The sequence below is a fragment of the Pseudoalteromonas sp. J2K-J979 genome (assembly GCF_058169715.2).
Genome location: NZ_CM200281.1, coordinates 215841 through 238364, shown reverse-complemented (window position 1 = coordinate 238364; position 22524 = coordinate 215841). Strand labels below are relative to the sequence as shown.

Below are 22524 nucleotides of genomic sequence, written 5' to 3'. Positions count from 1 at the left end.
TTAATTCCCTTGACAGAAAAACTGATAAAGCTGCGACAAAATAGCGGCTACTCGCGGATCCTCAACCCGATAATAAATTGTTTGCGCTTCGCGGCGCGTCGACACTAGGCCTGATTTTCGTAAACTTGCTAAATGCTGTGATAACGCCGATTGCGCAAGTGGTACCTGATTGTTGAGCTGTGTCACACTCAACTCCCCTTGCTGCAAGGTGCACAAAATCATTAAGCGGTTTTTATTCGCTAATAGCTTTAAAAATGCCTCTGCCAGTTCTGCATTTTGTGTTAATTGCGCCATATCTAGCTGCATTTTATCCCCCTACTTCAATCGAATGATAAAAGTATAGTTTTATACATTAGAAAAGTCTAATATTAGAAATTGCTAAATTAACAAAATCTAATATACTAAAAATAACTTCGGCTCACACATGAGGATTTAGTTATGATTGTTAATGATGCATTACGACTGATAGCAGGTCTGATGATGATTATTTCAGTACTCCTTAGTCACTTTGTTCACCCTTATTGGGTCTTTTTCAGTTTATTTATTGCTCTGAACTTAATTCAGTCTGCATTTTCTAAGTGGTGCCCTATGATTAGTTTTCTTCGTTCTCTTGGATTTAAGGATTAACCATGCTCAAAACAATACCTGACTTAATTGCTGAGGTGGCGGCTAGCACACGCCGCATTACAGCAGCACAAGCGAAAACTGAGATGAACGATAACAATGGATTACTCATTGATGTCAGAGAGCCAGCAGAGCATGCAACGATGCCAGCTTATGGCGCGATTAATATCCCTCGAGGATTATTAGAAATGAAGCTGTTGGAAATCGAAAAAGATCCGACTAAACCGATATACCTCCATTGTGCCACAGCAGCTCGTGCGACTTTAAGTGCAGAGCAACTCAAGCGGGTTGGTTATGAAAACGTGAGTGTGATTACCTGTAAAGCGCCAGACATTCAAGCGACTTACCAGCCTTAAAAAAAGAGCCCATCTACGTGCTGTAGCTTGGCTCTTGTTTATAACAGCTGACCGATTATGCCTTATTAGGGACGATTTGAATCTCTACCCGTCGATTTAACGCACGCCCCGAAGCCGATTGATTGCTAGCGATAGGGCGTGTTTCACCTAAACCAAGCGTCGCTATGCGCACCGCTAGAATTTGCTGGTTTAATAAGTAGTTTTTAACACTCAAAGCACGTTGTTCTGACAGAGTTTGATTGTACTGTGTTTTACCAGTGCTATCAGTATGGCCTTCGATGCTCAAATACGTTTTTTCGTATTTATTCATTACTTTAGCAATCGCATCTAAGGTGCCATGAAAACCGCTAGAAATATAAGACTGATCAGTCGCAAAAGTAATATTCGACGGCATCACTAAACGTAGGTTATCACCCTCTCGAATCACTTCTACGCCAGAACCCGCGAGCTCATCACGGAAAGCTTGCTCCTGTTGATCCATATAACTGCCAATCGCTGCACCAGCAATCGCACCTATTGCAGCACCATATACTAGGCGTTTATCTTTATGGTTACTTGTCGACTTGCCAAGTATGGCTCCGGTAACCGCACCGATTGCGGCTCCTTTTTCGGCATTTGTTGAGGCACAGCCACTCAAAATCAGCGGTAAAATAATAGCCGGAAGTAGAAGGATCGGTTGTTTCATTAGTGTTTTCCCATGTATATACAAGTGTTCTACACTATTATGCCGCACAATTTACTGACATAAAGGTAATTTAATGTCATTGAGTGTAATCATTGAAACTGAATAGATGATGAAAGCATTATCGAATACTGAGCAAGCAAACCGATAATGCAATTGGAGGTACATTATCTTGATCAGTGATTATCTTTCGTGGTGCTCGAAGCTGACGCAATCGTCGGTAAATTATAACGAGCAAGGATGTCATCGAACTTTCCTTGCTGCGCTAATAATTGATAGGTTTTTTTGAATTTATCCGCCAACGGATTAGCCGCAAACTTTTTCGACATTACGGCATGACCTAATATTTCATCTTGATAACGATAAGCGAGCTTTTTTAACCGTTGCGACGGTTGATTTAACACCCCCATACTGTGATCAGCTGTAGCCTCAACTGAAATCGCTAAATCAACTCGGCCTTTAAGTAACATTTCAACCACTACGCGTTCGGTATCGACGGGCACCTTTTGCAAAGAAGTATCTTGGTCAAAACGAGAAAAATATGCTGCCCCTCGCATGACTGCAATCCGTTTATCAGCTAGCTGTTGGTAATTTTCGACTTTAATATCACTATTATGAAGTGCATAAAAAACAAAAGACGAGTGTAAAATCATATAAGCCGGAAACATATATTCCAGCTCTTTGGCGCGCGCTTCGGTATAAATTAGCTCTCCAAGTAAGTCTATCTTTCCCTCTTTAACCATTTTTAAACAACGGGAGAAAGGGCAAGGGACAATCTGTAAAGAGAAATCCAACTCTTTTGCAAGGACATCTAAAATATCAATGATTAAGCCTGATGGCCGAGCTTGATTATCAGCATAGGATAAAGGCGGCGCGTGATGAATACCGATAGAAATGCGCGGCGAGTAGCTTTGCTGAGCATATACAACCCCAGCAAATAACTGCAAACAAATAAAAAGTCGAATAAAGGTGTTTATCACTCAATCATTACCTTCTAGATAAATGTGAACATCCTTTTACTACTCACTTGATCAATTTTGATTCTAATACACTTAAGAATATTTGTCTTGCTCTGAGTCCTCCTAATTAGCAAGGATCAACCCATACTATGTAAGTTCAAAGACAGCTCATTTAAGCTTAATTAATTGAACGTGCCTTTCTATTAAATATAAATTAAGTAAGATATTACTCTCTCTACCTTCAGCAAAAAGGGCATGCGTGAATACACTTAAAATTTTTTGGCTATTTCTACAACTCGGCTGTACTAGCTTTGGCGGCCCTGCAGCGCATTTAGGTTTTTTTCAACGAGTATTTGTCGATCAAAAACGCTGGTTAACACCCGAGCAATACGCACAACTCATCGCCTTATCACAATTTTTACCTGGACCTAGCTCAAGCCAAGTCGGGTTTGGTATCGGCTTACAAAAAGGTGGTATATTAGGGGCTTGCGCTGCATTTTTAGGGTTCACTTTCCCTTCTTTCTTACTGCTATATTGTTTAGCTACTATCCCTAACAGTAATAATGCATATTTACTTGCCGCCACAACCGGACTTAAGCTTTTTGCCGTTGTCGTGGTACTCGATGCAGTAATATCAATGGGTCGTAGTTTTTGTAAGACGCAGACCTCAATACTTACATGCCTGCTAACCGCCGTTGTAATTTTAGTGATCCCACATCCACAAACTCAATTATTGGCCCTGTGCTGCGCAGCTCTGTTTGGCTACTTAACTTGTAAAGAGCAATCTACAAATACCATCAGCTTAAAAGCATTACAACCCAGTAAGCTCCCCTTAATTACCTTTCTAATTTTGAGTATCGCTGCACTCTTTGCTTGGGATGATTTGAGTCAATTAGTGGCCTCTTTTTATTATGCTGGCTTGTTTGTTTTTGGAGGAGGCCATGTGGTCTTACCCCTTTTACAAGCAGCCGTTCCCAATATTTCAGATGATAGTTTTTTAGTCGCATATTCTGCAGCCCAAGCAGTTCCTGGGCCCATGTTCAGCATCGCCACTTATTTAGGCGCCATTGCCGAACCGAATAACGCATTAATGGTCGCCACTTTGGCAACATTGGCTATCTTCTTACCTGGGTTCTTATTGTTATTAATGGTTCGCGATAGTTGGCAAACTTTGAGTCAACAACCTCGATTTTCTCACGCGATGTCGCTGGTCAATGCAGCTGTTGTCGGGTTGTTACTGGCCGCACTTTACCAACCTATATTTACCTCTTCGGTCCATCAACCACGTGATTTAGCAATTGTTTTGCTCGGTTTTATTTGTTTACGATTTTTAAAAGTTAAAATACTGTTTTTGGTACTCGCCTTTGTTACACTAGGCTTTGTATTGCACTAATAAAAAGCTATAAAAGCAGTCATCAGGGAAAATCGTGTTTAAATTAATTCGCCAGCATCGGGTATTAATCTGTGTACAAGTGTCTCTGACACTGTTACTCGCGTTAAGTACCATAGGTATTCCTGAATCTCTAAAAGATGTAGATACCCGTGCTTGCGTCAGTTTTTTACATCACTTTGTACAAGTTATACTCCTGCCTTGTTTACTGATTTATTTTCCGCTTAATTTCCTCTTATACAAAAAAAATAATAGCCGTAAACGCATTTATTTATTGTCACTGGTCTTTGGTTTTTTAGCAGGCCTAGGCAGTGCCACTTATACTCATTCAATCAGCTCTCCTGGCTCTTTTTTACTGAAGTTGCACGTTGAAAAAGCCTCCAAAGAGACCCCTGAGCAACCCACTTTGGATGAAGCAACCTCACCGCATAACAAACAATTAGTCAATCAAGAAGACGACGAGGAAACCTCTGTCTCCTTTGGGATCCACTTAAATAGCTCCGCTGAAGGGTACGATACAGCCACTGGAGCCGGGATATTTTTTGCTGAGATGTTTGTCCATGGCCTATTTTATTGCTTGTTAGCTTTAGTGTTACTTCAATATCAAGCTCTTAGGCACAAACAACAACTAAAAAAACAACTTAAAAAGCAGCAACTCGATATCCTCACATATCAATTAAATCCGCACTTTTTATTTAACTCACTAAATAGTATTCGTGGCATGCTCTATGAAGATACAGATGAAGCGAAAACGCTATTAAAACAATTTAGGGCGTTATTCAAACACCATTTTGAGAATAAACAACACTTACAAACGCTCGAAAAAGAAATCAAGTTATGCCAGTTATATTTAGAATTAGAAAAAGTGCGCTTCGAAGAGCGCCTATCGCTGGTTTGGCTTGTAGATCAAAAAGCATTAAATGCAATTTTACCCACTATGAGTTTATTTACGTTTATCGAAAATGCGATTAAACACGGCATCACCCCGCTGATCTATGGTGGGAAAATCACCATCAGAGCACGAGTCTACCGGGGTAAGTTAACCATCGAAGTCATTAATCCGATAAAACCAGATCATCAAGCTGATGGTACCAAAACCGGGCTTGCCAATTTATCTCAGAGGCTTGACCTAATTTATGGAAAAAATAGCAAACTGTCATCCCAAGTCATTGACGATGCAAGTTATCAGGTCTCGTTAGTAATTCCTTTTTCGGTAAAAAAACATGCCTAGAATGACTGATTATTGGCTAGCACAAGCCGTGATTTTTTTACTTATTTGTACTTTCCCATTAATTTCTTTGGCGGTTGTAGAGCCCAGTAAAATTTTCATCTATACCCATGATTGGGTGATCTTTATTTTTATTTGTTTAACTTGCTGGCATTTTGTTGCCAGAGCCATCATCAAAAAAATTGCACACCGCCATATTATCTCTTTTTTTGTTGCAGTGACGGCAACGACATTAGCCGCAAGTGTCCCTATTCACTTGTTAACCATGATTTGGGAAACTGACTCAGATGATAAAAGCAGCTTGTTTAATAGTCTGTTTGGCTTAAATATTTTACTCAATATAATTTGGGTTATCGGTTATCGGCTCGCGTTAAGCGCGCGAGAAAGAGGGCGTCTTGAATCACAATTCCAAGAACTAAATCTCAAATTGTTAACACAACAAATCCAACCAGAGTTACTTTATCAAAGCTTAGATAAAATAGAGCTACTCATGGATAAGGATCGTGATGCCGCTTGCGATTCAATTACCGACTTAGCCGAACTGTTACGCTATAAACTCAAAGCCAGTAAGCAAAATGAAGTCTTTCTAAAGGATGAGCTCCATGCCGTGCATTTTATGCAACATTTGGCCGATGCTGGTGATATTATAATTGACGAAATCGACGAGCGATTAATTGCAGATATTGAGGTTCCACCCCTGTGTATTTACCACTTATGTTATTTACTGAATCGTAAAGTAGATCAACCGCTGCATATTCGTTTCACACGCGATGAGAAACATTGGCGCCTCTCAATTAGTGGTGTTTACAGCTACCCCAGAGTAATCAAACGCAAACTCAGTAAGCAATATCCACAATTTTTTAGTCAACATGCCGTATTAGATTACTCAGATAATACAGTTGTGCTGACGGTTCGCTAAACAAGTACCAAAGCGATTTTCATATCAGCGCTCTGGTTGGGCAAGCCCTCCTGTCAAATGCTGAAATGGGCGTAAACCAAACAATGGAAGCACAGCTAAAAAATGATCAGTGATTGCCGCCTGAAGATGCTCGTAAGGTATCCAGCGCTGATCATCACTGAAGCAATAAAACTCAACAGGCAATCCCATCGCTGTTGGCTGAAGTTCGCGAACCATTAACGTCATGGTACGGTTCAGCGCCACATGTTGTTTCAAATAGAATTCAGCGTACTGGCGAAACAAAGTTACATTTGTCACTCCGACCGAACTGACATCTGTTTGTGCTAAAAAATCATCAAAAACGGCATGCTGTTTTAATCGATCCATTACAGCATCATCAATCAACCCTATAGTATGCATATCAATATTGAGTGAGCGCTTAATTCGCCGACCTCCCGACTCCTGCATCCCACGCCAATTCTTAAATGAATGTGCGATTAGGGCATAAGTCGGAATGCTGGTGATGGTTTTATCCCAATTTCGGACCTTGACCGTGTTAAGGCCTAAGCTTTCAACTTCTCCATCTGCACCATATTGGTCAAACTGAATCCAATCACCATGAGTTACCAGTCGATTTGCCGCGATTTGGATACTCGCCACAAACCCCAAAATTGTATCTTTAAAAACAAGTAGTAATACAGCAGCTAAAGCACCAAATCCGGACAGAATATAAGTTGGCGATTTATCCATAACCAAACTGACAGATAATACTGCCACCACAATAAAAGTGATTAATTTAAGAAGCTGTATCACACCTTGAATAGGCACGTCTTTAGCAAAAGCCAATTGGTTGTATATACCACCAAGAATATTAATAATCGCACTAAAAATTAACCCGCCATATACCAACATGACCCATTGACCAGCAAAGCGCATTAAATCAATCACGAACTCCGAAAATGGAAAAACAAACGTAAGCGTGCTGAGATAAATGACACAACACAACATGACCGCTAAACGACCATTAAATTTATCCAGCAAAGGACTAAGGCTACCGGCCTTGTTGGGGGATAAATAAATAACAAACCGTTGAATGGTTGGCAAAAACAAGCGCTTAGCAAACAAATAAATAATGGCTAGACAGATAAAGCCGACACTTGTTGCACAAATATCTGCGATTATTGGCGCATTATTCATTGGCTCAATCCAATCGGACAGCATAGCTTTTAATTGACTCATTCCTTTCTCCTAAGTCGCACTTTCATCCATTTGACTTTGAAACTGTGGCTGTGGTTGGCGCTTCATCTGAGCAATATGTTGGTCTTTAGCGTGCCAGATTTGATTTAGCTTTTCTTGAAACTCCATACGAAATTGCCGATCGCTTTGATAATCACCCAATAAACTCACATCAATGGGCGTGACATCAATATCGACTTGGATCGATGATAACTTTCCTGCAAAAAAATCCGTCAGAATAGAGTCTGATACACCTGTATATACAATTGAGGTGTTAAGCATCGCATCAAATTGCGAACCCAATACACTTAACGCAAAAGCAATACCTCCCGCTTTTGGGCGTAGTAAATAGGTGAACTCACTTTGTTGTTGCGCATGCTTGTGAACCGTGAAGCGAGAGCCTTCGACAAAATTAATAATCGTTGTCGGGTGCTCACGAAAATAACGACAGCTCTGCTTGGTTCTTTCGACATCCAAGCCCTTCAACTTCGGGTTCTTAGCTAGTTTCTCTTTGCTAACTCGCTTCATAAACGGCATATCCATTGCCCACGCCCCCATGCCTACAAAGGGCACAAACTTAAGCTCATCTTTTAAGAAAAATTTAGGCGCTGGCAATTGCCCCAAAGCAGTAAGAAGAACGATGTCTAAACTTGATTGATGATTGGCAATTAACAAATACCAAGAATCTGCTTTTAAGGATCCGCGCACATTAATTTGTAGCTCTGTACAAGCCGATTTAATTGCCCATGTATTACCGACACACCAGCCTTTGTAAGCCCAGTGCAACAACACACTGACTGGTCGAACACGAAACACCAGCTTAATTAAGCCTAAAGTGAATACAATTACCCCCCAAAATATCAGGTTAACCAACAAGCCAAAAAAAACAACACTTGCTAGTATGGGGGCTGGCAACCAACGTGCAAGCATTAAGCTTGCTCCTTATGTGCTAAGCGAGCAATTTGTTGATCTTTTTCTTGCCATAATTGATTCAATTCTTGTTGAAATTTCACTCTGAACTCATTGTCATTGGTGTAATCACCAATAAAGTGCTCTGACACCGGCATAACATTCACAGCAACTTGAACTTCTTTCACTCGCCCAGCCAAGAAATCAACAAAAGTAGGGATCCCTTGCGGATAATGAATTGTAATATTCACCACTTGCGCTAATTGCTCACCCATCGCTTGCATAACAAATGCTACCCCACCTGCTTTTGGCTTAAGCAAATGATTGAAAGGACTATTTTGCCTTTGATGTTTTTTGTCTGTAAAGCGGGTTCCTTCAACAAAGTTCACTATACTGACCGGCATTTCTTTAAATTTTTCACAAGCTTTACGAGTTGTTTCCATATCTTTACCACGTAAAGATGGGTTCTTTTTCAGCTGCGCTTTACTGGTGCGTTTCATAAATGGAAAATCGAGCGCCCACCAAGCCAAACCCAAGAAAGGTACATATATAAGTTCTTGCTTCAAAAAAAAGTTCAAAAATGGGATCCGTTTATGGAGCAAGCGTTGCATGACCAAAATATCGACCCAACTTTGATGATTCGCGATTACTAAATACCAATCTTTCTTTTTTAAACTATCCAGCCCGCTGACTGACAACTCGAAAGGGGTGCAAACATTTTGGATAACACTATTACAGCCAACCCAAAAACTGGCACAACTTTTTGCGAGCCAACTCATTGCTTTTTGCCATGGTTTGATTGGAATTAACTTTAGAAGCCCACATAAAAAAATAGGACCAACCCACACTAAGGTATTGAGGCAATAAAGCATGCCCGCAATGATGATTCTGATACTGGAGAGCACAACAGCCACTACTCGCTCCTTGATGAAATAACTAAATAATAGCGCTTAAAAAAACAGCTCATTATACCCATTTAAAGGCAAATTGCGAATAAACAACCCTGCAAAGACCCCTGATAAGAGGAGAAAAAACTCCATAATTAAATAAGGGTTAACGACTTGAAGTATCGTTAACCCTTTTTCATATCAATCACTACCGAATTAGGCAATCTTTCCGTTCGCGAACATGAAAACGGTACTAGTCTTCAAAGTAAGTATACCCTCTCAACCCTGCCTTTAATTCATCTAAGTATTGCTGTTTAGTCGCCACGTTAACCGCCAGTTTATCAATTTGTTCGGCATATGCCGTTTCTAATTTATTGGCATCAAAGTGCACAAATTTCAACACATCAGTGACACTGTCACCTTTAATCGCCGAAGTCAGTTGATACCCTTGCTCTGTTAACTCAACATGTACCGAGTCCGTATCACCAAATAAATTATGTAAATCCCCCAGAATCTCTTGATACGCTCCCACCATAAACATGCCAATATGATACTGCTGACCAGGCGTGTACTGTGGCATAGGTAAGCTCGACTCGATACCTGCACCATCGACATATTCTCTGATTTGCCCGTCAGAATCGCAGGTAATATCCTGTAAAATCGCTCGCTGGGTCAGTGGTTGATCTAAATTTTCAATGGGCATAATTGGAAATAACTGCTCAATCCCCCACACGTCAGGCATTGATTGAAATAAAGAAAAATTCACAAATAACTTATCAGCGAGTTTTTCGTTTAAATCATCAAGCACCTCTCGGTGCGAACGTGAGTTTACATCAAGCTGAGCACGAACTTTATGCAAGGTACTAAAGTACAATAATTCCACTTGCGCCCAATCATTCAAACTCAATAAACCGTGTACATACTGACCATGTGCCTCACTGAATAGATGCATCACATCATGGTATGTTTCAATCGCCATCCGTGGGCTAATTTGATTAAAGCTATGCCAAATTTCATTCAAAATCGCTGCCGCATCTGCTGAAGGAGGCGTAGGCGCCATTTCTTTAGGTGCCCTTTCAATGTCAATAACATCGGTGATCAATACAGCGTGGTGCGCAGTCAACGCACGCCCAGATTCAGTAATAATATTTGGATGTACGAGGTTATTTTGTTCGCACACATCGGCAAAGGCCGCCACTACATTACGCGCATACTCAGCAACGCTGTAATTCATAGAACACGCACTGCGAGAACTTGATCCTTCGTAGTCAACGCCCAGTCCCCCACCCACATCCACTATTTTTAAAGGCACGCCCATTTGTGACAATTCTGCAAAATGGCGGGCACATTCTCTAAGGGCGCGATGAATATCACGAATATTGGCCACTTGCGATCCAATATGGAAATGCACTAGCTGCATAAGGTGCAACTTACCTGCCGCTTTTAATGTATTAACTGCCGATAACACTTGCCCTGCGGTTAAACCAAACTTGCCTTTTTCGCCGCCCGTATTTTGCCACTTTCCTTTTCCAACAGAGTTCAGCTTAATACGAATACCAATGGAAGGCTCAACCCCTAAATCGTCTATTTCGTTCAAGAGTGTGGAGAGTTCTGATAATTTCTCCACCACGATATTAACCTGATGCCCCATCGCTTGACCTATACAAGCAAGACGTAAAAACTCACTGTCTTTGTAACCATTACAGACAATCGTTAACGGCCGTTGAGCAACCCCTAGAATAGCCATTAACTCTGGTTTCGAGCCCGCTTCAAGCCCCACTTTATTACTTGGATGGTCAATCAGCTTTTTAACTACTGAATATTGCTGATTCACTTTGATTGGATAGACGGCCGTATACACACCTTGGTAATCGCGTGCCGTTTTGGCTTGCTCAAATGCTTCAACTAAATTATCTACGCGATTTTGCAAAATATCGGTAAAGCGAACCAACACCGGTAACGTGAGACCTTGCTCTTTGAATTGCTCAGTTAAGGTATGAAATGAAATCCCATTTTTACTTTGATCTCGATCAGGATAAGCCACCAAATGTCCCGATGGATCAACATCAAAATACCCTTCACTCCAATGAGCAACGTTGTAAATTGCTTTTGCTTTTTCTGAACCCCACATCATGGCAGTCTCTATATTTAAATTCTTTACAAGGCATTTTATGCGGATAACAAAAGCCACGCCAATGAAAATCCCTTCTAATTTATTGCCAATCTCTACAATTCGCTACTTTTGAACGATAATTCATAGCTAATTTCAATTTTGACGAAAATTTAATTGAGCTCCTCGGCAAGCACTGGCAAAATTGCCGCAATTTTTACCACCACCATAGTGATAACGACATGGCTAACTTAGATCAAGATAAATGGTTTACTGAAATCAGTGACCGTGATGGCAGCGCATTTTCTTTGCGTATCAATAAAAAGCTCGATGAAAAGCAATCTCCATTTCAAAAAGTAGAAATGTATGACACCACAGACTTTGGTAATCTGATGATTATTGATGGCTGCACTATGGTCACCACTCGCGAAAACTTTTTTTATCACGAAATGATCAGCCATCCAGCGCTGTACAGCCATCCAAACCCTAAAAATGTCGTAATCATTGGTGGCGGTGATTGTGGGACATTACGCGAAGTGTTAAAACACCCAAGTGTTGAAACTGCCCATCAAATTGATATTGATGAAGTCGTCACTGAAATGTCGCTAAAATACTTCCCTGAATTATGTGAATCTAACAACGACCCTCGTGCCAAAGTGATGTTCGATGACGGGATCAAATATATGGCTGAAGCAGCGCCTGAGTCCATTGATGTCATTATTGTTGATGGTACAGATCCGGTTGGGCCTGGTGAAGGGTTATTTAACCATGCATTTTATACCAGCTGTTTAAAAGCACTCCGCTCAGGTGGAGTCTTAGTACAGCAAAGTGAATCACCTTTGATGCATATGCCTTTGTTAATTGAAATGCGCCAAGCAATGCTAGATGTTGGCTTTGTTGATTTGCAAACTCTACCATTTCCACAACCTATCTACCCATCCGGTTTATGGTCTGTCACACTTGCGCGCAAAGATGAACAATTTTCGGGCTTTCGCGAAGATGATGCACAAAACGCATCGTTTGAAACTGAGTATTATAATGCCGGTATTCACCACGGAGCCCTCGCTACACCAGGCTTTATGAAGCGCGCTTTTAATAAATAAAGTGACGTCATTATAAAAAACGCAGCAGACGCTGCGTTTTTTATTGGGTAATTAAAAGCGGTATTGAAGATTCCCTTGCCATTGCTGCTGGGTTTCGTGTTGTGACCAACCCCACAAATTGCGGTTTTCAACAAACGTATCCAATAGACTAAATTCCAGTCCGAACTGCCAATTATTTCTTACATCGTAGCGCCATGCCAACGTCCACGATTGACCGTCACTATCATTCGGGTCCCAAAACCAATGATCCTGCTCAGTCACCGTAAAGTCATCAAAGCGGGCACTGAATCGATGTACGCCATGCTGATAACTCACTAACGCATAATAAGCGCTAAAATCAGTATCGACACCTCGCGAATGACCCATCGCAGTATTCCCAATCATTGCCTGAGTGATCACCCGCCATTGTTGATTTAACTTATATTGCCACGCCACTGAAGTAAACTTCGTGTCCCACGAATATTGGCCTGTGCGCTCATTCAATACACTGGGATCACCATTATTGTCATAAAAATAAACACGTAATTGCGACTGCTTAAAATAATCCCAATGTATGCCAATATATGCACCAAATCGCCCATCAATTTCTTCAAATGGTCGCACATTATCAGCTTGTTTACTTAACGGTGTATTCTCGAAACTAGGAAGCGCGGCAAACGGGACTACTTCATTTAAGCTGGTTTGACGGTCATGAATTGCAAATCCTCGCCAAGCTAATAGCGTACCAGCAGGATCGTTTCCTTTAAAAATTGAAGCGACAAAATTAAAGCTGTGTGGACTAGAAAACTGCCGACCAGGGCGGCTGATTTCAAACTCAGCCCCTACTGTCTTTATTTCTTCACCTATCCAAGAGTTTATTGCAGAGTTGCTATACGTATAAGGCGATAGCCAAGCTATATCCGGGTTCTCTAATGACATTTTGGGATAAAACAACCCTGCTTGTACCTGCCATTTATATCCACTTTTTGTTAAGGGTTTATACTTCAAATAGGCTTGTGTGAATCCAACACTCGGATTTGGATCATCGTTATAATTAACCACGGCATGACCCGTCAATCCGCTATCAAAGTCTTGTTCAATACTGAGTAACGCTTGACCGATGCTCAATCCGCTGCGTTCATCATCATAACGATACCCGCCCGTGCCTTGGTATAACCAAGATTGAGGATTATCAGTTTGGTTGTATCTTATTTGCATCAAACCCGACACTTCTGCCGCAATACAACTACCACTAAATGCCAACATACACCCAAAGCTAAGCGTTTGTAATCGCACCTTACTCTCCTTGAGAAATTTGCTTTATTAACTCAATCGGATCCCACCAATCATTGAAATTCTGAACTGTCATCGGCTTAGCAATAAAATACCCTTGTGCGGTATCACAACCAAATGCAGCCAATTTATTCAAGGTCGCTAAATCTTCAACCCCTTCAGCGACAACCGATAAAGACAGGTTATGCGCCAATTCAATGGTTGATTTCACAATGACCTCATCGTCTTCATCATGATTGAGGTCTAAAACAAATGATTTATCTATTTTGAGCTCATCTAATGGCATCTTTTTAAGCTGTGCCATCGATGAAAACCCAGTTCCAAAATCATCAATAGATAGTTTGATCCCCATTTGGTTTAACATACATAACGCTCGCAATGCTTGCTCTGGCTCTGCCATCACCGCACTTTCAGTCACTTCGAGTTTTAAAGCGTTTGGCTGTAAGCCATAATGAGTCATCAGTTGTGCTACGTAGGCAGGCAGTTTTAAGTCAATTAAGTCTACCGCAGAAATATTAACCGCCATCTGCACATCAATCCCTTGCCTTAACCATGATTTTTTTTGTTTCAGCGCAGTATCTATCGCCCATTCTGTTAGTGCACGAATATGACCACTTTGCTCCGCCAAAGGAATAAAATCATCAGGTTGAATAAAGCCATGTTCTGGATGATGCCAGCGCACTAAACATTCAACACTGATTATTTTTTGCTGAATTAGATCAAGCTTAGGTTGATAAAACAATTCCAGCTGATCATCATTTATGGCGCTGCGCAACTCAGACATTAAACTTAAACGCAATAACGAGTGTTTATTTAACTGCTGATAATACAGGATATGATGTACATGCTTACCCTTGCAGGCATGCATTGCAATATCTGTACACTGCAACAGTTTGCCTGAGGTATCGCCATGCTCAGGGTAGAGTGACACCCCAAAGCTTGCATCAACATCCAATGCGACATCTTCAACACTAAACGGCAATGCGAATAACTTTTCAAACTGCCCAAGCACACTGTCTAATTGCTGAACATCAATATCGGGTAAAATCAAACCAAACTCATCAGCAGCAAAATGAGCAAAAAATGCATTGGGGTAAACAAACGTTTGCAACCTTTTCCCCACAACTCTGAGGAGTTCATCCCCAAACGCATGACCTAATGTGTCATTCACTTCCTTAAATCGATCCAGATCAAGTTGCAATACCGCAAGGGTCAGCCCTTGCTCTTGATGCTCTGAAATCACTTTATTTAGCTGTAATACAAAGTGATTTCGATTAGGTAATTCTGTTAACTTATCAAAATACGCCAATTGGTTAATTTCTACTTCACGCTCTTCAATACTGTGTTGCATGGTATTAAGTGCTAAAGATAACGAATCAACCTCGCGAGTCGATGATTGAGGCAGCGGATTGCTGTAATCGCCTTTTTGAATATTTTCAGCAATTTTCATCAAAGATGTCAGTGGCTTCGTTACACTTTTAGAGACAAAAAAGGCGGCAATAAATGCCAAAATTACCGAAAAAATAATTAATACAGATAATTGCACCATTAGGGTATTAAACGAGACAAATGCATGGGCTTTATCTGTCGTCAACAACATGTAGAGTTTTTGCTCTTTCACAAACCCTAGTTCGAATAGGCCAGCAACAAACTTTTGATCAGCTAAATCAAATGACGCCACCTCATCATTAAAACTTAAACCACTGTTAATTAAATTTTGGTAGTGAGCTTTGTTCATTGTTGAGGCTAAATAGTTCGCTTTTTGTGGGGCCAAAACCACGCTGACGTTAAATCCAGCCAGTTCAACGATGCGCTCATTAACAAGGCTGTCAATATTAATCCCCATCACCATCCACGCATTGACTCCGCTAGCACTTTCAACAAATTTTACCGGGGCTATTTTTGTTAAGTAGAACTGATCTGCAAGCTCAATCAATCTAATTTGATGGTCACTATAGTTTGATAAATCAAAGTCAAAATCAGCATCTTGAGTAAATGCTGTGGTACCCGCAATAATTTTTTGATCTTGATTTAACACTAAAGCAAAATCAGCCTTTAAACGACGCTTATGATTACTAAGCGCAGATTCTAGGGAGGCAGGGTCGTCTGCGCCACTGGCAATCAACTGCTTAACAGAAAAATCTTTTACTAAAGTATTCAAAGACCTTAATAAAACATCTGCGTCGGCAACAAATTTAAATCGCACAACATTGGCTGAAGTTGCCATCCGTTGCTCGAGCTGCTGATGAGAGTGCTGATAAGTTTGACCAAGCACTGTCGCCATCGCCACAGCGAGCACAGAAATCAGCAAAAATACAAACAATGTTAATATTTTTACCTGTAATGATTGGCTGCGTTTATTCATAGGCATCAAATTTATCTGTTTGTCTGAATTGACGAAGGTCTGGGAGCAAAGGCTGTGTGATTGTGATTATTTGCTTCGATTTTTCAGGTTCGATAGTGTAAGTGAATGGTAACTGCTTATTTTCAAATCTAGGATGCCAGACCTTTAGTTCTCTCGAATCACTGACTCCTTCAAGGGTCGCTAAACCATCTGGATTAGTCGTGGCTAAAATATGGCTTTGCACTACTAAAATATACCCCAACATCCAATCATGGATATTACAACCGAGCTCAACCACACCTGATTTATTAAAAATCAAAGGCTGATGTTTCGACCCTTTATACAGTTTCAGCTCAAATGGCTTAGCGGGTGAGAACGAATAAACATGGTGCTTAATAGAATCTGAGTTCGGAAACAATACATCGCTGGCCATAGGTACTGCCAACACATAAGGATCAAACTGCTTATTTTTTTGATCCATAATATATGCTTGTGTATGGGCAGGTTGAGATTGAACGAATTCTTCCTCGCTTTGCTCAACCCAAACAACCGCATTTTCCAATGGTTGTTTATCTTGGTTTTGAACTTGTATAGACAAGGATTTTGCAACGACCTGTATTGAAGATAAGCTCGCTATCATGGCAATTAAAATATACTTGTACATAAAACTTCCTTTATTTAACCAAATAGCTAAGCGACGAGTTTTTATCTAATAAACAATTAAGTACAGTATTAATTAATAGTCTAATATCATTAATTCACAAGCCAATTTAGCCACCGTCGAGTACAGCAGACCTGCATTTTATATATTTAATTTCACTCTTTGTTTAAGGCAATAAAAAAGGTCTGTTAGTAAACTAACAGACCTTTTACTTATTCGCTGTTTTAAGCGCTAAAGGCTATTTGTTCGCATTTCACTGCTAAACTCGATACCTTTACTGCTAAAGTCCGTATTAAAGTAAAGTTGCATATTCGTTTCTTTTAGCATCTCCAGCTCAGGCGGGATGGTCTCACCCGTGGCTTCTATAAACTGAAAAACAGGGTTAAAGAATGCTTGATAATCAACGGCTAAATTACTAAAGCCATTAGTATCGAGCGCTTGATTCATTAAAGAATCAGCCAAGGTTTGCGCTTGCTGACCACGATACAAGACTAAATGCTCCCCCTTTACAGCCAACTCAAGTGATTGACTCAATTGAAGAGGTAAATCTAGGTATTGCTCCAGTTTAATACTTGATCCATCAGTTGGTAATTTTACATCCATCAATGGTGGGTAAAAGCTTTTTACACTATTAAATAGCGCCACTGGATTGGCAGCCGAAACAGTTAGGATCCCATCGAGTTTGTCGATATTTGGCTGACCTTGCTGCTCGCTTAATGCAAAATCCAGTAAAGATAAACTCACACCTTTCACCCCTGTCGCCATACTGGTTGCCATTGTCAGCATCATCGGGTTATTTTGTCTCACTTGCTGCTGTGCAGCCACTAGGGGCTCACATTGATATGTCGCTTCGGTGAAATCAGTCCACATTGATGTTACTGCGGGGGAAAGTTTGGCTGCATCAATACCAAAGGCAATACTTGCAATCTTATTTTGTGCATGAGTTGTGAAGTCAGGTAAAAATCCGCGCATGCTCGCAAGCGCTTTAAGCACAGTACTGTTGCTTTCAATAACCATTTTTGCATTTAATTCGACCGTTTGATCGGTGATAACCACCTTCTGGGTGCCAAATGCTGTACGTGGCCAATGATTAGCAATGTCTGCAAAATCATTTTGACAAGCTTCTGTACGAAACTCAGCCATTTCAACATCAATGTCATTTCCGCCTAATTGGTTAAGCATCTGACTAAATTGATTTTCATCTTTACCGGTTAAACCATTAATTAACGCTACATGGTTCACAAAACCAAGGTATTTGGCATCAAACTGATGCTGCGTTGTCATTGTCTGTAGCGTATCGGTTTGCGCTAAAGAGCGGATCGGCTTTTCAATCGCCAGCGCTTGTAATAAATCTTTCGGCTGATTGAAATTCGTATTCGCCGTTATGGTCGCCCAGCCATTATTAACTGAAACAACTAATTCAAACTCAACCTCACCTTCTGCTATCAGTGGGTATTTTCTGATATCTACGCCATTAAGTTGCTCTTTTTTCGCAACTAAACCTGATTCCAATTCTGCTTTTTCAAACATCTTCCACAGCGCTTCTGGTTGGGCGATTTCATAACGCAGAACAGGCAGTAATCCAACCATATAAAACAAGCCTTTCACTTGCTCTGCCAAACCAAACGCCTCAACAAACTGATCAGGCGAAGTCACGGCCTGAGTATATTGACGAGATAAGCTTGCAATAAAACGAGCTGCGGGCTCCTTCGATGCACCTAACTCTTGTTCCAATTCAGCAGATAAGTCATCAGGGTAACTAGGAGAAAAATGCGTTAAATATTGCTTAACAGGAAAAGGTTTTAATTGGCCTGCAAAAAACAATGTATCTGCAGGCACATAGGCAAGTTCAGATACTTGCGGCACCTGCGCATTATTTATTGAGGTTGAATCTTGTTGATATAGGTATGCGGTTACGCCTGCGGCGATAACAGCTGTTGCGATCAGGGCTTTTTTCATAGTGCCAAACTCCATTTCTAATGTGCTTGAACTATAAACAAATTTACTACAGATGTCCCACTATCTGATAAATTGTTACATAAAAACAACCTCCATTATCAATAAAAAATAAACTCCTGCCTTTATAACACGAGATCGCTTAATTAGAGATAAGTCTGTCCGATAAAAAGCACTCATAAAAAAAGCCAGCAATAGGCTGGCTAAGTTACTTAAGGGTCATTCTGGGTATATCTGCAAACTGAGTTAGCGTAACGTGATGTCGCCTTTCTCTGTTTGAGCGTACTGTACAGATCACATGTTAAAGATTTATGTCAGAGTTAATAGGTTTATGCTGTTTTAATCAAACCAGATCTAAATGATAATTATTATCAAAAAAGTGTTGACCTCTGATTAAATCTAATTAATAATCAATCTCATTAAGAAGCTTGTTGCTTCATTAATTCAACTCTCTTTCTCGACCCTGAAAGACGTTTAACAGTACGTTAACTGCTTAGGCTACTGTTATGAATTGTTCTGACGCCCCTGAATGATTCGTAACAGCAGTCGACCCAATTACTTGCTACATTGCTCATATCGGTGACGGTAGATATGAAACCAAAAAGCCCTAACGGGCTTTTTTTATGCCCTAAATATACCCTAAAAACAACCAACTTTTCTGCCCACTCAATCGATGTGAAATAATGGCCTTATATTCAGAGCAGATCCATTACTCAACACTGTGCACGTTAATACCCAAAACAAGCCCGCAAAAGAAAATGAGAATTATTATCAAAAAGGTATTGACCTGAGTGAAGATCTAATTGATAATCAATCTCAACAAAACAGTTAACCACTTAGCTCCATCGGTTTAACCATCTTCTCGACCCTAGAAGACGTCCAACAGTACGTTAACTGATTAGGCCACTGTAGCCTTTGTCTCTATCGCCCCTGAGCCATAAATTACGGTGGCCAACCTATTTTACTTGCTACATTGCTCATATCGGTGACGGTAGATATGAAACCAAAAAGCCCTAACGGGCTTTTTTTATGCCTATCACAGAATGATTTTTCATTACCTGCTAGTAAAAAATTTTAACCTATAAAGCCGCATTACAAATAAGCGATTGTTTTCAGCTCTGCATGAGCCCTATCTAGCCATTCATTATGAAGGCTACGCAATAATTGATTACACGCGACACCTTGAGTCGCTGGTCCATGCATTGTGGCGATTAGCGATACAGGAAGCTGCGCTAATTGCTGAGTGACTTGGCTCACACTGCCACCATGGGCGATAAAGCGACCTTGCAACATAAATGCGAGCATTTCCTGGCATAACGGCTCATCAACCACTGCAGGGTGGATACCACCTAAACTGCAGTAATCAGAACTAAACAACCATTGTTGTTGGGGTTCATACCATAAGTGGCCGTCCCAGTTATGTGGAAAATGAGGCGTATTAAGCAAGCGTAGTTGGTAAGCACCTAAGTCTAAAACCTGTTGGTCATCAAAAATCAGCGGCGGCTGTACCAACATTTCTTTTAAAGAAATCGCCGCCACTTTATTACACACCACTTGGCATTGCGGAAAAGCTTGAAGTAATGCAGCAATCGCGCCGCACTCATCAGCCTCAACATGAGAAAACAATAAATAATCGAGCGCTTTACCTGCTAGTCTTGCTTTTATTAGCGCGAGAGTCGCCGAAAATTGTGAAGGTTTCCCGGTATGGATCAAAGCTGTTTTTTCTGCCGTGATCAGGTAACAATTAAACGCAAAATGAGCGGTATCAGCTGTGGATATTTGCCATAAATCTTTACAGATCGGTGTACTACGCTCCAATAATAACGGCATTTTTATTCCCTAGCACTCCAGATCAGCGAGCTTTTGTTCGAGTTGCTCACTCAACAGAGCTTTCACACTCGTTAAGTCTGATTGTCTATTTTTCGCTAATTGCGCCATTTTTTGGCGTAAAGATTGGCATTGCTGATTGATATTTTTCACATCACTGGCTAATGAAGCCGCCTTTTTATCGGCTTCCAGCCCCAGAGGTTCTATTGAATTAGACTTAGAAACATTCGCCACTTTTAATTCAACTTTCACTGCTTTACTGTCGTGAGGACGATCAGAATAATGCACTACGCCTTTATCATCTGTCCATTTAAAAATATCACCAGCCGCAACTTGGGCACTCATCCCTAAACTTGCCATTAAGACACACATCACAACAAGTGTTGTTCTGCTCATGTGGTGTTCCTTCATCAAAATAAAAATAAACGCCAGCATCTGCTGGCTAAGCATTTAGCGTCGATTTTTACGCGCTCGGGCACGACGCTCTTTCTTTTCTTGCTCTTTGGCTGCTTTTTTTGCTTCTGCAGCAGCACGTAATTGCGCAACCATAACCTCTTCTTCGTCACGCATGGCTGGTGTTTCCATAGTAATACGGCCAATAATGCCATCACGTAATTCATTAATCAGAATTTCAGACATTTTATGGGTATCGACTTGATTGCCCTGACGGATACAGCCTCGTTTTTTACCTGCCATCTCAACAAACTGCCAATCTTGCTCTGGAAGCTCATCAATTTTGTAACGCTGTTTTAACAGCTCAGGGTAGGCCACCAGCAAATACTCTGCGGTGTAACTGGCCACATCTTCATATTCAATCGCAGTATCACGAATCGCACCTGTCGCTGCTAAACGATAACCTGAGTTTTCATTTTCTACTTTTGGCCACAACATACCCGGCGTATCGTACAACATGATGCCATCTTCAAGTTTGATACGTTGCTGTGCTTTGGTCACTGCAGGCTCGTTTCCTGTTTTAGCAACAATGCGCCCCGCCAGTGTATTAATCAATGTTGATTTACCCACATTTGGGATCCCCATAATCATGGCTTTGATTTGCTTATCAGCGCCAACTTTATGAGGCACTAACTTCTTACAGATCTCATTAATTTTGTGTACTTCAGCTGCTTTGTCATGACCAAACGCAATGGCTTTTACGCCATTTTCTTGTTCAAAATAACTCATCCACGCTTGTGTTAGTTTAGGGTCAGCGAGATCTGCTTTATTTAAAATTTTAATCACGGGTTTGTCTGCACGCAGCGCGGTCACCATCGGATTTTCACTACTGTAAGGAATACGCGCATCGAGAACTTCGATAATCACATCCATTTGCGGCATGATTTCTTTAATTTCGTTGCGGGCCTTATTCATGTGGCCAGGGAACCATTGGATCGCCATTATTTACTCCTCAGTATAAATTCGCTGCTATTTTAGCTGGCCAAAGCAAGCTCCGTCACCTTTATTCAGGTATACTTGGTAAAATTTTTAAAATAACCAAGAATCATGGCTCTAAAAGCAACCATCATCAAAGCACACGTCACCTTAAGTGATATGGATACCCACAATTACCAAGACTTAAGCCTGACACTCGCGCAACACCCATCAGAAACAGAACAACGCTTAATGATTAGAGTGCTCGCTTATGCACTCAATGCGTGTGAAAATTTAGAATTCACCAAAGGTTTATGCGCTGATGATGAACCTGAAATTTGGCACAAAAATTACTCTGGTGAAATTGAATTATGGATTGAATTAGGTTTACCCGATGAAAAACGCCTTAAAAAAGCACTGGGTCGCGCCAAAAAAGTCATCGTGTATGCCTATGGCGAAGGTGCGCAAGACATTTGGTGGCAAAAAAACGCCCCAAAGCTTAACCAGCAAAAAAACCTATCTGTTATTTCTTTGCCTGCTCACGCCACTCAACAATTAGCCAGTATGGCCAAACGCAATATGCAGCTCAATATGACAGTGCAAGATGGCGATGTGTGGCTCTCAGACGAACAAAGCAGCCTAGAAATAAAACCGACCGTGTTACTTTAATAGATCAACTGTGAGGTCGCTTCGCGCACCTCACATGCAAAACAC

General features: G+C 40.9%; 21 protein-coding genes. 7 read left to right on the top strand and 14 right to left on the bottom strand.

Features of this window, described 5'->3' with window-relative positions; translation table 11 throughout:
• The gene (locus AC3KVK_RS01125) at positions 1–306 is read right to left on the bottom strand and encodes an ArsR/SmtB family transcription factor (protein ID WP_490312469.1); all 306 of its coding nucleotides are present in this window, start codon (positions 304–306) and stop codon (positions 1–3) included.
• A 132-nt stretch (positions 307–438) separates the two neighbouring features.
• Here AC3KVK_RS01125 and AC3KVK_RS01120 point away from each other — a divergent pair, with 132 nt between their 5' ends.
• Both AC3KVK_RS01120 and AC3KVK_RS01115 read left to right on the top strand, forming a co-directional pair.
• Entirely contained in the window at positions 439–627 is a 189-nt protein-coding gene (locus tag AC3KVK_RS01120; RefSeq protein ID WP_490312470.1) for a YgaP family membrane protein, read from the top strand.
• 2 nt (positions 628–629) lie between these two features.
• A complete protein-coding gene (locus tag AC3KVK_RS01115) occupies positions 630–980 on the top strand; it encodes a rhodanese-like domain-containing protein (protein WP_490312471.1) in 351 nt (116 codons plus the stop codon).
• 55 nt (positions 981–1035) lie between these two features.
• On the opposite strand, the gene AC3KVK_RS01110 is transcribed toward AC3KVK_RS01115, so the two are convergent.
• Positions 1036–1665, bottom strand: coding sequence for a YiaD family glycine zipper/OmpA-like lipoprotein (locus AC3KVK_RS01110; RefSeq protein WP_490312472.1), 630 nt, complete (start codon positions 1663–1665; stop codon positions 1036–1038).
• Between the two features lie 173 nt (positions 1666–1838).
• Positions 1839–2642: a substrate-binding periplasmic protein gene (locus AC3KVK_RS01105; RefSeq protein ID WP_490312473.1), complete on the bottom strand. Its 804-nt coding sequence runs from the start codon at positions 2640–2642 to the stop codon at positions 1839–1841.
• Positions 2643–2880: 238 nt separating this feature from the next.
• Between AC3KVK_RS01105 and chrA the strand changes: the two genes are divergently transcribed.
• Genes chrA through AC3KVK_RS01090 form a run of 3 tightly spaced genes read left to right on the top strand, consistent with a single transcriptional unit; the run spans position 2881 to position 6158 of the window.
• Positions 2881–4014, top strand: coding sequence for a chromate efflux transporter (chrA, locus tag AC3KVK_RS01100; protein ID WP_490312474.1), 1134 nt, complete (start codon positions 2881–2883; stop codon positions 4012–4014).
• Between the two features lie 34 nt (positions 4015–4048).
• Positions 4049–5242, top strand: coding sequence for a sensor histidine kinase (locus AC3KVK_RS01095; protein ID WP_490312475.1), 1194 nt, complete (start codon positions 4049–4051; stop codon positions 5240–5242).
• Positions 5235–6158: a histidine kinase gene (locus tag AC3KVK_RS01090; RefSeq protein WP_490312476.1), complete on the top strand. Its 924-nt coding sequence runs from the start codon at positions 5235–5237 to the stop codon at positions 6156–6158. The genes AC3KVK_RS01095 and AC3KVK_RS01090 overlap by 8 nt, the downstream gene beginning before the upstream one ends.
• Positions 6159–6182: 24 nt before the next feature.
• Here AC3KVK_RS01090 and AC3KVK_RS01085 read toward each other — a convergent pair whose 3' ends face one another.
• The 4 genes from AC3KVK_RS01085 to speA all read right to left on the bottom strand — a co-directional run bounded on the left by AC3KVK_RS01085 (position 6183) and on the right by speA (position 11303).
• A complete protein-coding gene (locus tag AC3KVK_RS01085) occupies positions 6183–7376 on the bottom strand; it encodes a mechanosensitive ion channel family protein (protein WP_490312477.1) in 1194 nt (397 codons plus the stop codon).
• A gap of 9 nt (positions 7377–7385) precedes the next feature.
• Positions 7386–8303: a 1-acylglycerol-3-phosphate O-acyltransferase, YihG family gene (yihG, locus tag AC3KVK_RS01080; protein WP_490312478.1), complete on the bottom strand. Its 918-nt coding sequence runs from the start codon at positions 8301–8303 to the stop codon at positions 7386–7388.
• On the bottom strand, positions 8303–9196 hold the full coding sequence (gene yihG, locus AC3KVK_RS01075; RefSeq protein ID WP_490312479.1) for a 1-acylglycerol-3-phosphate O-acyltransferase, YihG family: 894 nt from the start codon (positions 9194–9196) through the stop codon (positions 8303–8305). Before yihG (AC3KVK_RS01075) ends, yihG (AC3KVK_RS01080) begins: the two co-directional genes overlap by 1 nt.
• A 226-nt stretch (positions 9197–9422) precedes the next feature.
• Complete coding sequence (speA, locus tag AC3KVK_RS01070; protein WP_490312480.1) at positions 9423–11303, bottom strand: biosynthetic arginine decarboxylase; 1881 nt, start codon at positions 11301–11303, stop codon at positions 9423–9425.
• A 218-nt stretch (positions 11304–11521) separates the two neighbouring features.
• Between speA and speE the strand changes: the two genes are divergently transcribed.
• Positions 11522–12382 (top strand): polyamine aminopropyltransferase, encoded by an 861-nt coding sequence (speE, locus tag AC3KVK_RS01065; RefSeq protein WP_490312481.1) that lies wholly within the window; start codon positions 11522–11524, stop codon positions 12380–12382.
• Between the two features lie 51 nt (positions 12383–12433).
• On the opposite strand, the gene AC3KVK_RS01060 is transcribed toward speE, so the two are convergent.
• From AC3KVK_RS01060 to ylqF, 7 genes are all read right to left on the bottom strand, one after another.
• On the bottom strand, positions 12434–13657 hold the full coding sequence (locus AC3KVK_RS01060; protein WP_490312482.1) for a hypothetical protein: 1224 nt from the start codon (positions 13655–13657) through the stop codon (positions 12434–12436).
• 1 nt (position 13658) lies between these two features.
• Positions 13659–16025: an EAL domain-containing protein gene (locus AC3KVK_RS01055; protein WP_490312483.1), complete on the bottom strand. Its 2367-nt coding sequence runs from the start codon at positions 16023–16025 to the stop codon at positions 13659–13661.
• The gene (locus AC3KVK_RS01050; protein ID WP_490312484.1) at positions 16012–16662 is read right to left on the bottom strand and encodes a methylamine utilization protein; all 651 of its coding nucleotides are present in this window, start codon (positions 16660–16662) and stop codon (positions 16012–16014) included. Before AC3KVK_RS01050 ends, AC3KVK_RS01055 begins: the two co-directional genes overlap by 14 nt.
• A gap of 228 nt (positions 16663–16890) precedes the next feature.
• The gene (locus AC3KVK_RS01045; RefSeq protein WP_490312485.1) at positions 16891–18618 is read right to left on the bottom strand and encodes a hypothetical protein; all 1728 of its coding nucleotides are present in this window, start codon (positions 18616–18618) and stop codon (positions 16891–16893) included.
• A gap of 1089 nt (positions 18619–19707) precedes the next feature.
• A complete protein-coding gene (locus tag AC3KVK_RS01040) occupies positions 19708–20445 on the bottom strand; it encodes an oxygen-binding di-iron domain-containing protein (RefSeq protein ID WP_490312486.1) in 738 nt (245 codons plus the stop codon).
• A gap of 9 nt (positions 20446–20454) precedes the next feature.
• Complete coding sequence (locus AC3KVK_RS01035) at positions 20455–20838, bottom strand: DUF4124 domain-containing protein (RefSeq protein WP_490312487.1); 384 nt, start codon at positions 20836–20838, stop codon at positions 20455–20457.
• A 54-nt stretch (positions 20839–20892) separates the two neighbouring features.
• Complete coding sequence (gene ylqF / locus AC3KVK_RS01030; RefSeq protein WP_490312488.1) at positions 20893–21837, bottom strand: ribosome biogenesis GTPase YlqF; 945 nt, start codon at positions 21835–21837, stop codon at positions 20893–20895.
• 105 nt (positions 21838–21942) lie between these two features.
• Between ylqF and AC3KVK_RS01025 the strand changes: the two genes are divergently transcribed.
• Positions 21943–22479: a YaeQ family protein gene (locus AC3KVK_RS01025; protein ID WP_490312489.1), complete on the top strand. Its 537-nt coding sequence runs from the start codon at positions 21943–21945 to the stop codon at positions 22477–22479.
• Positions 22480–22524: the final 45 nt, after the last annotated feature.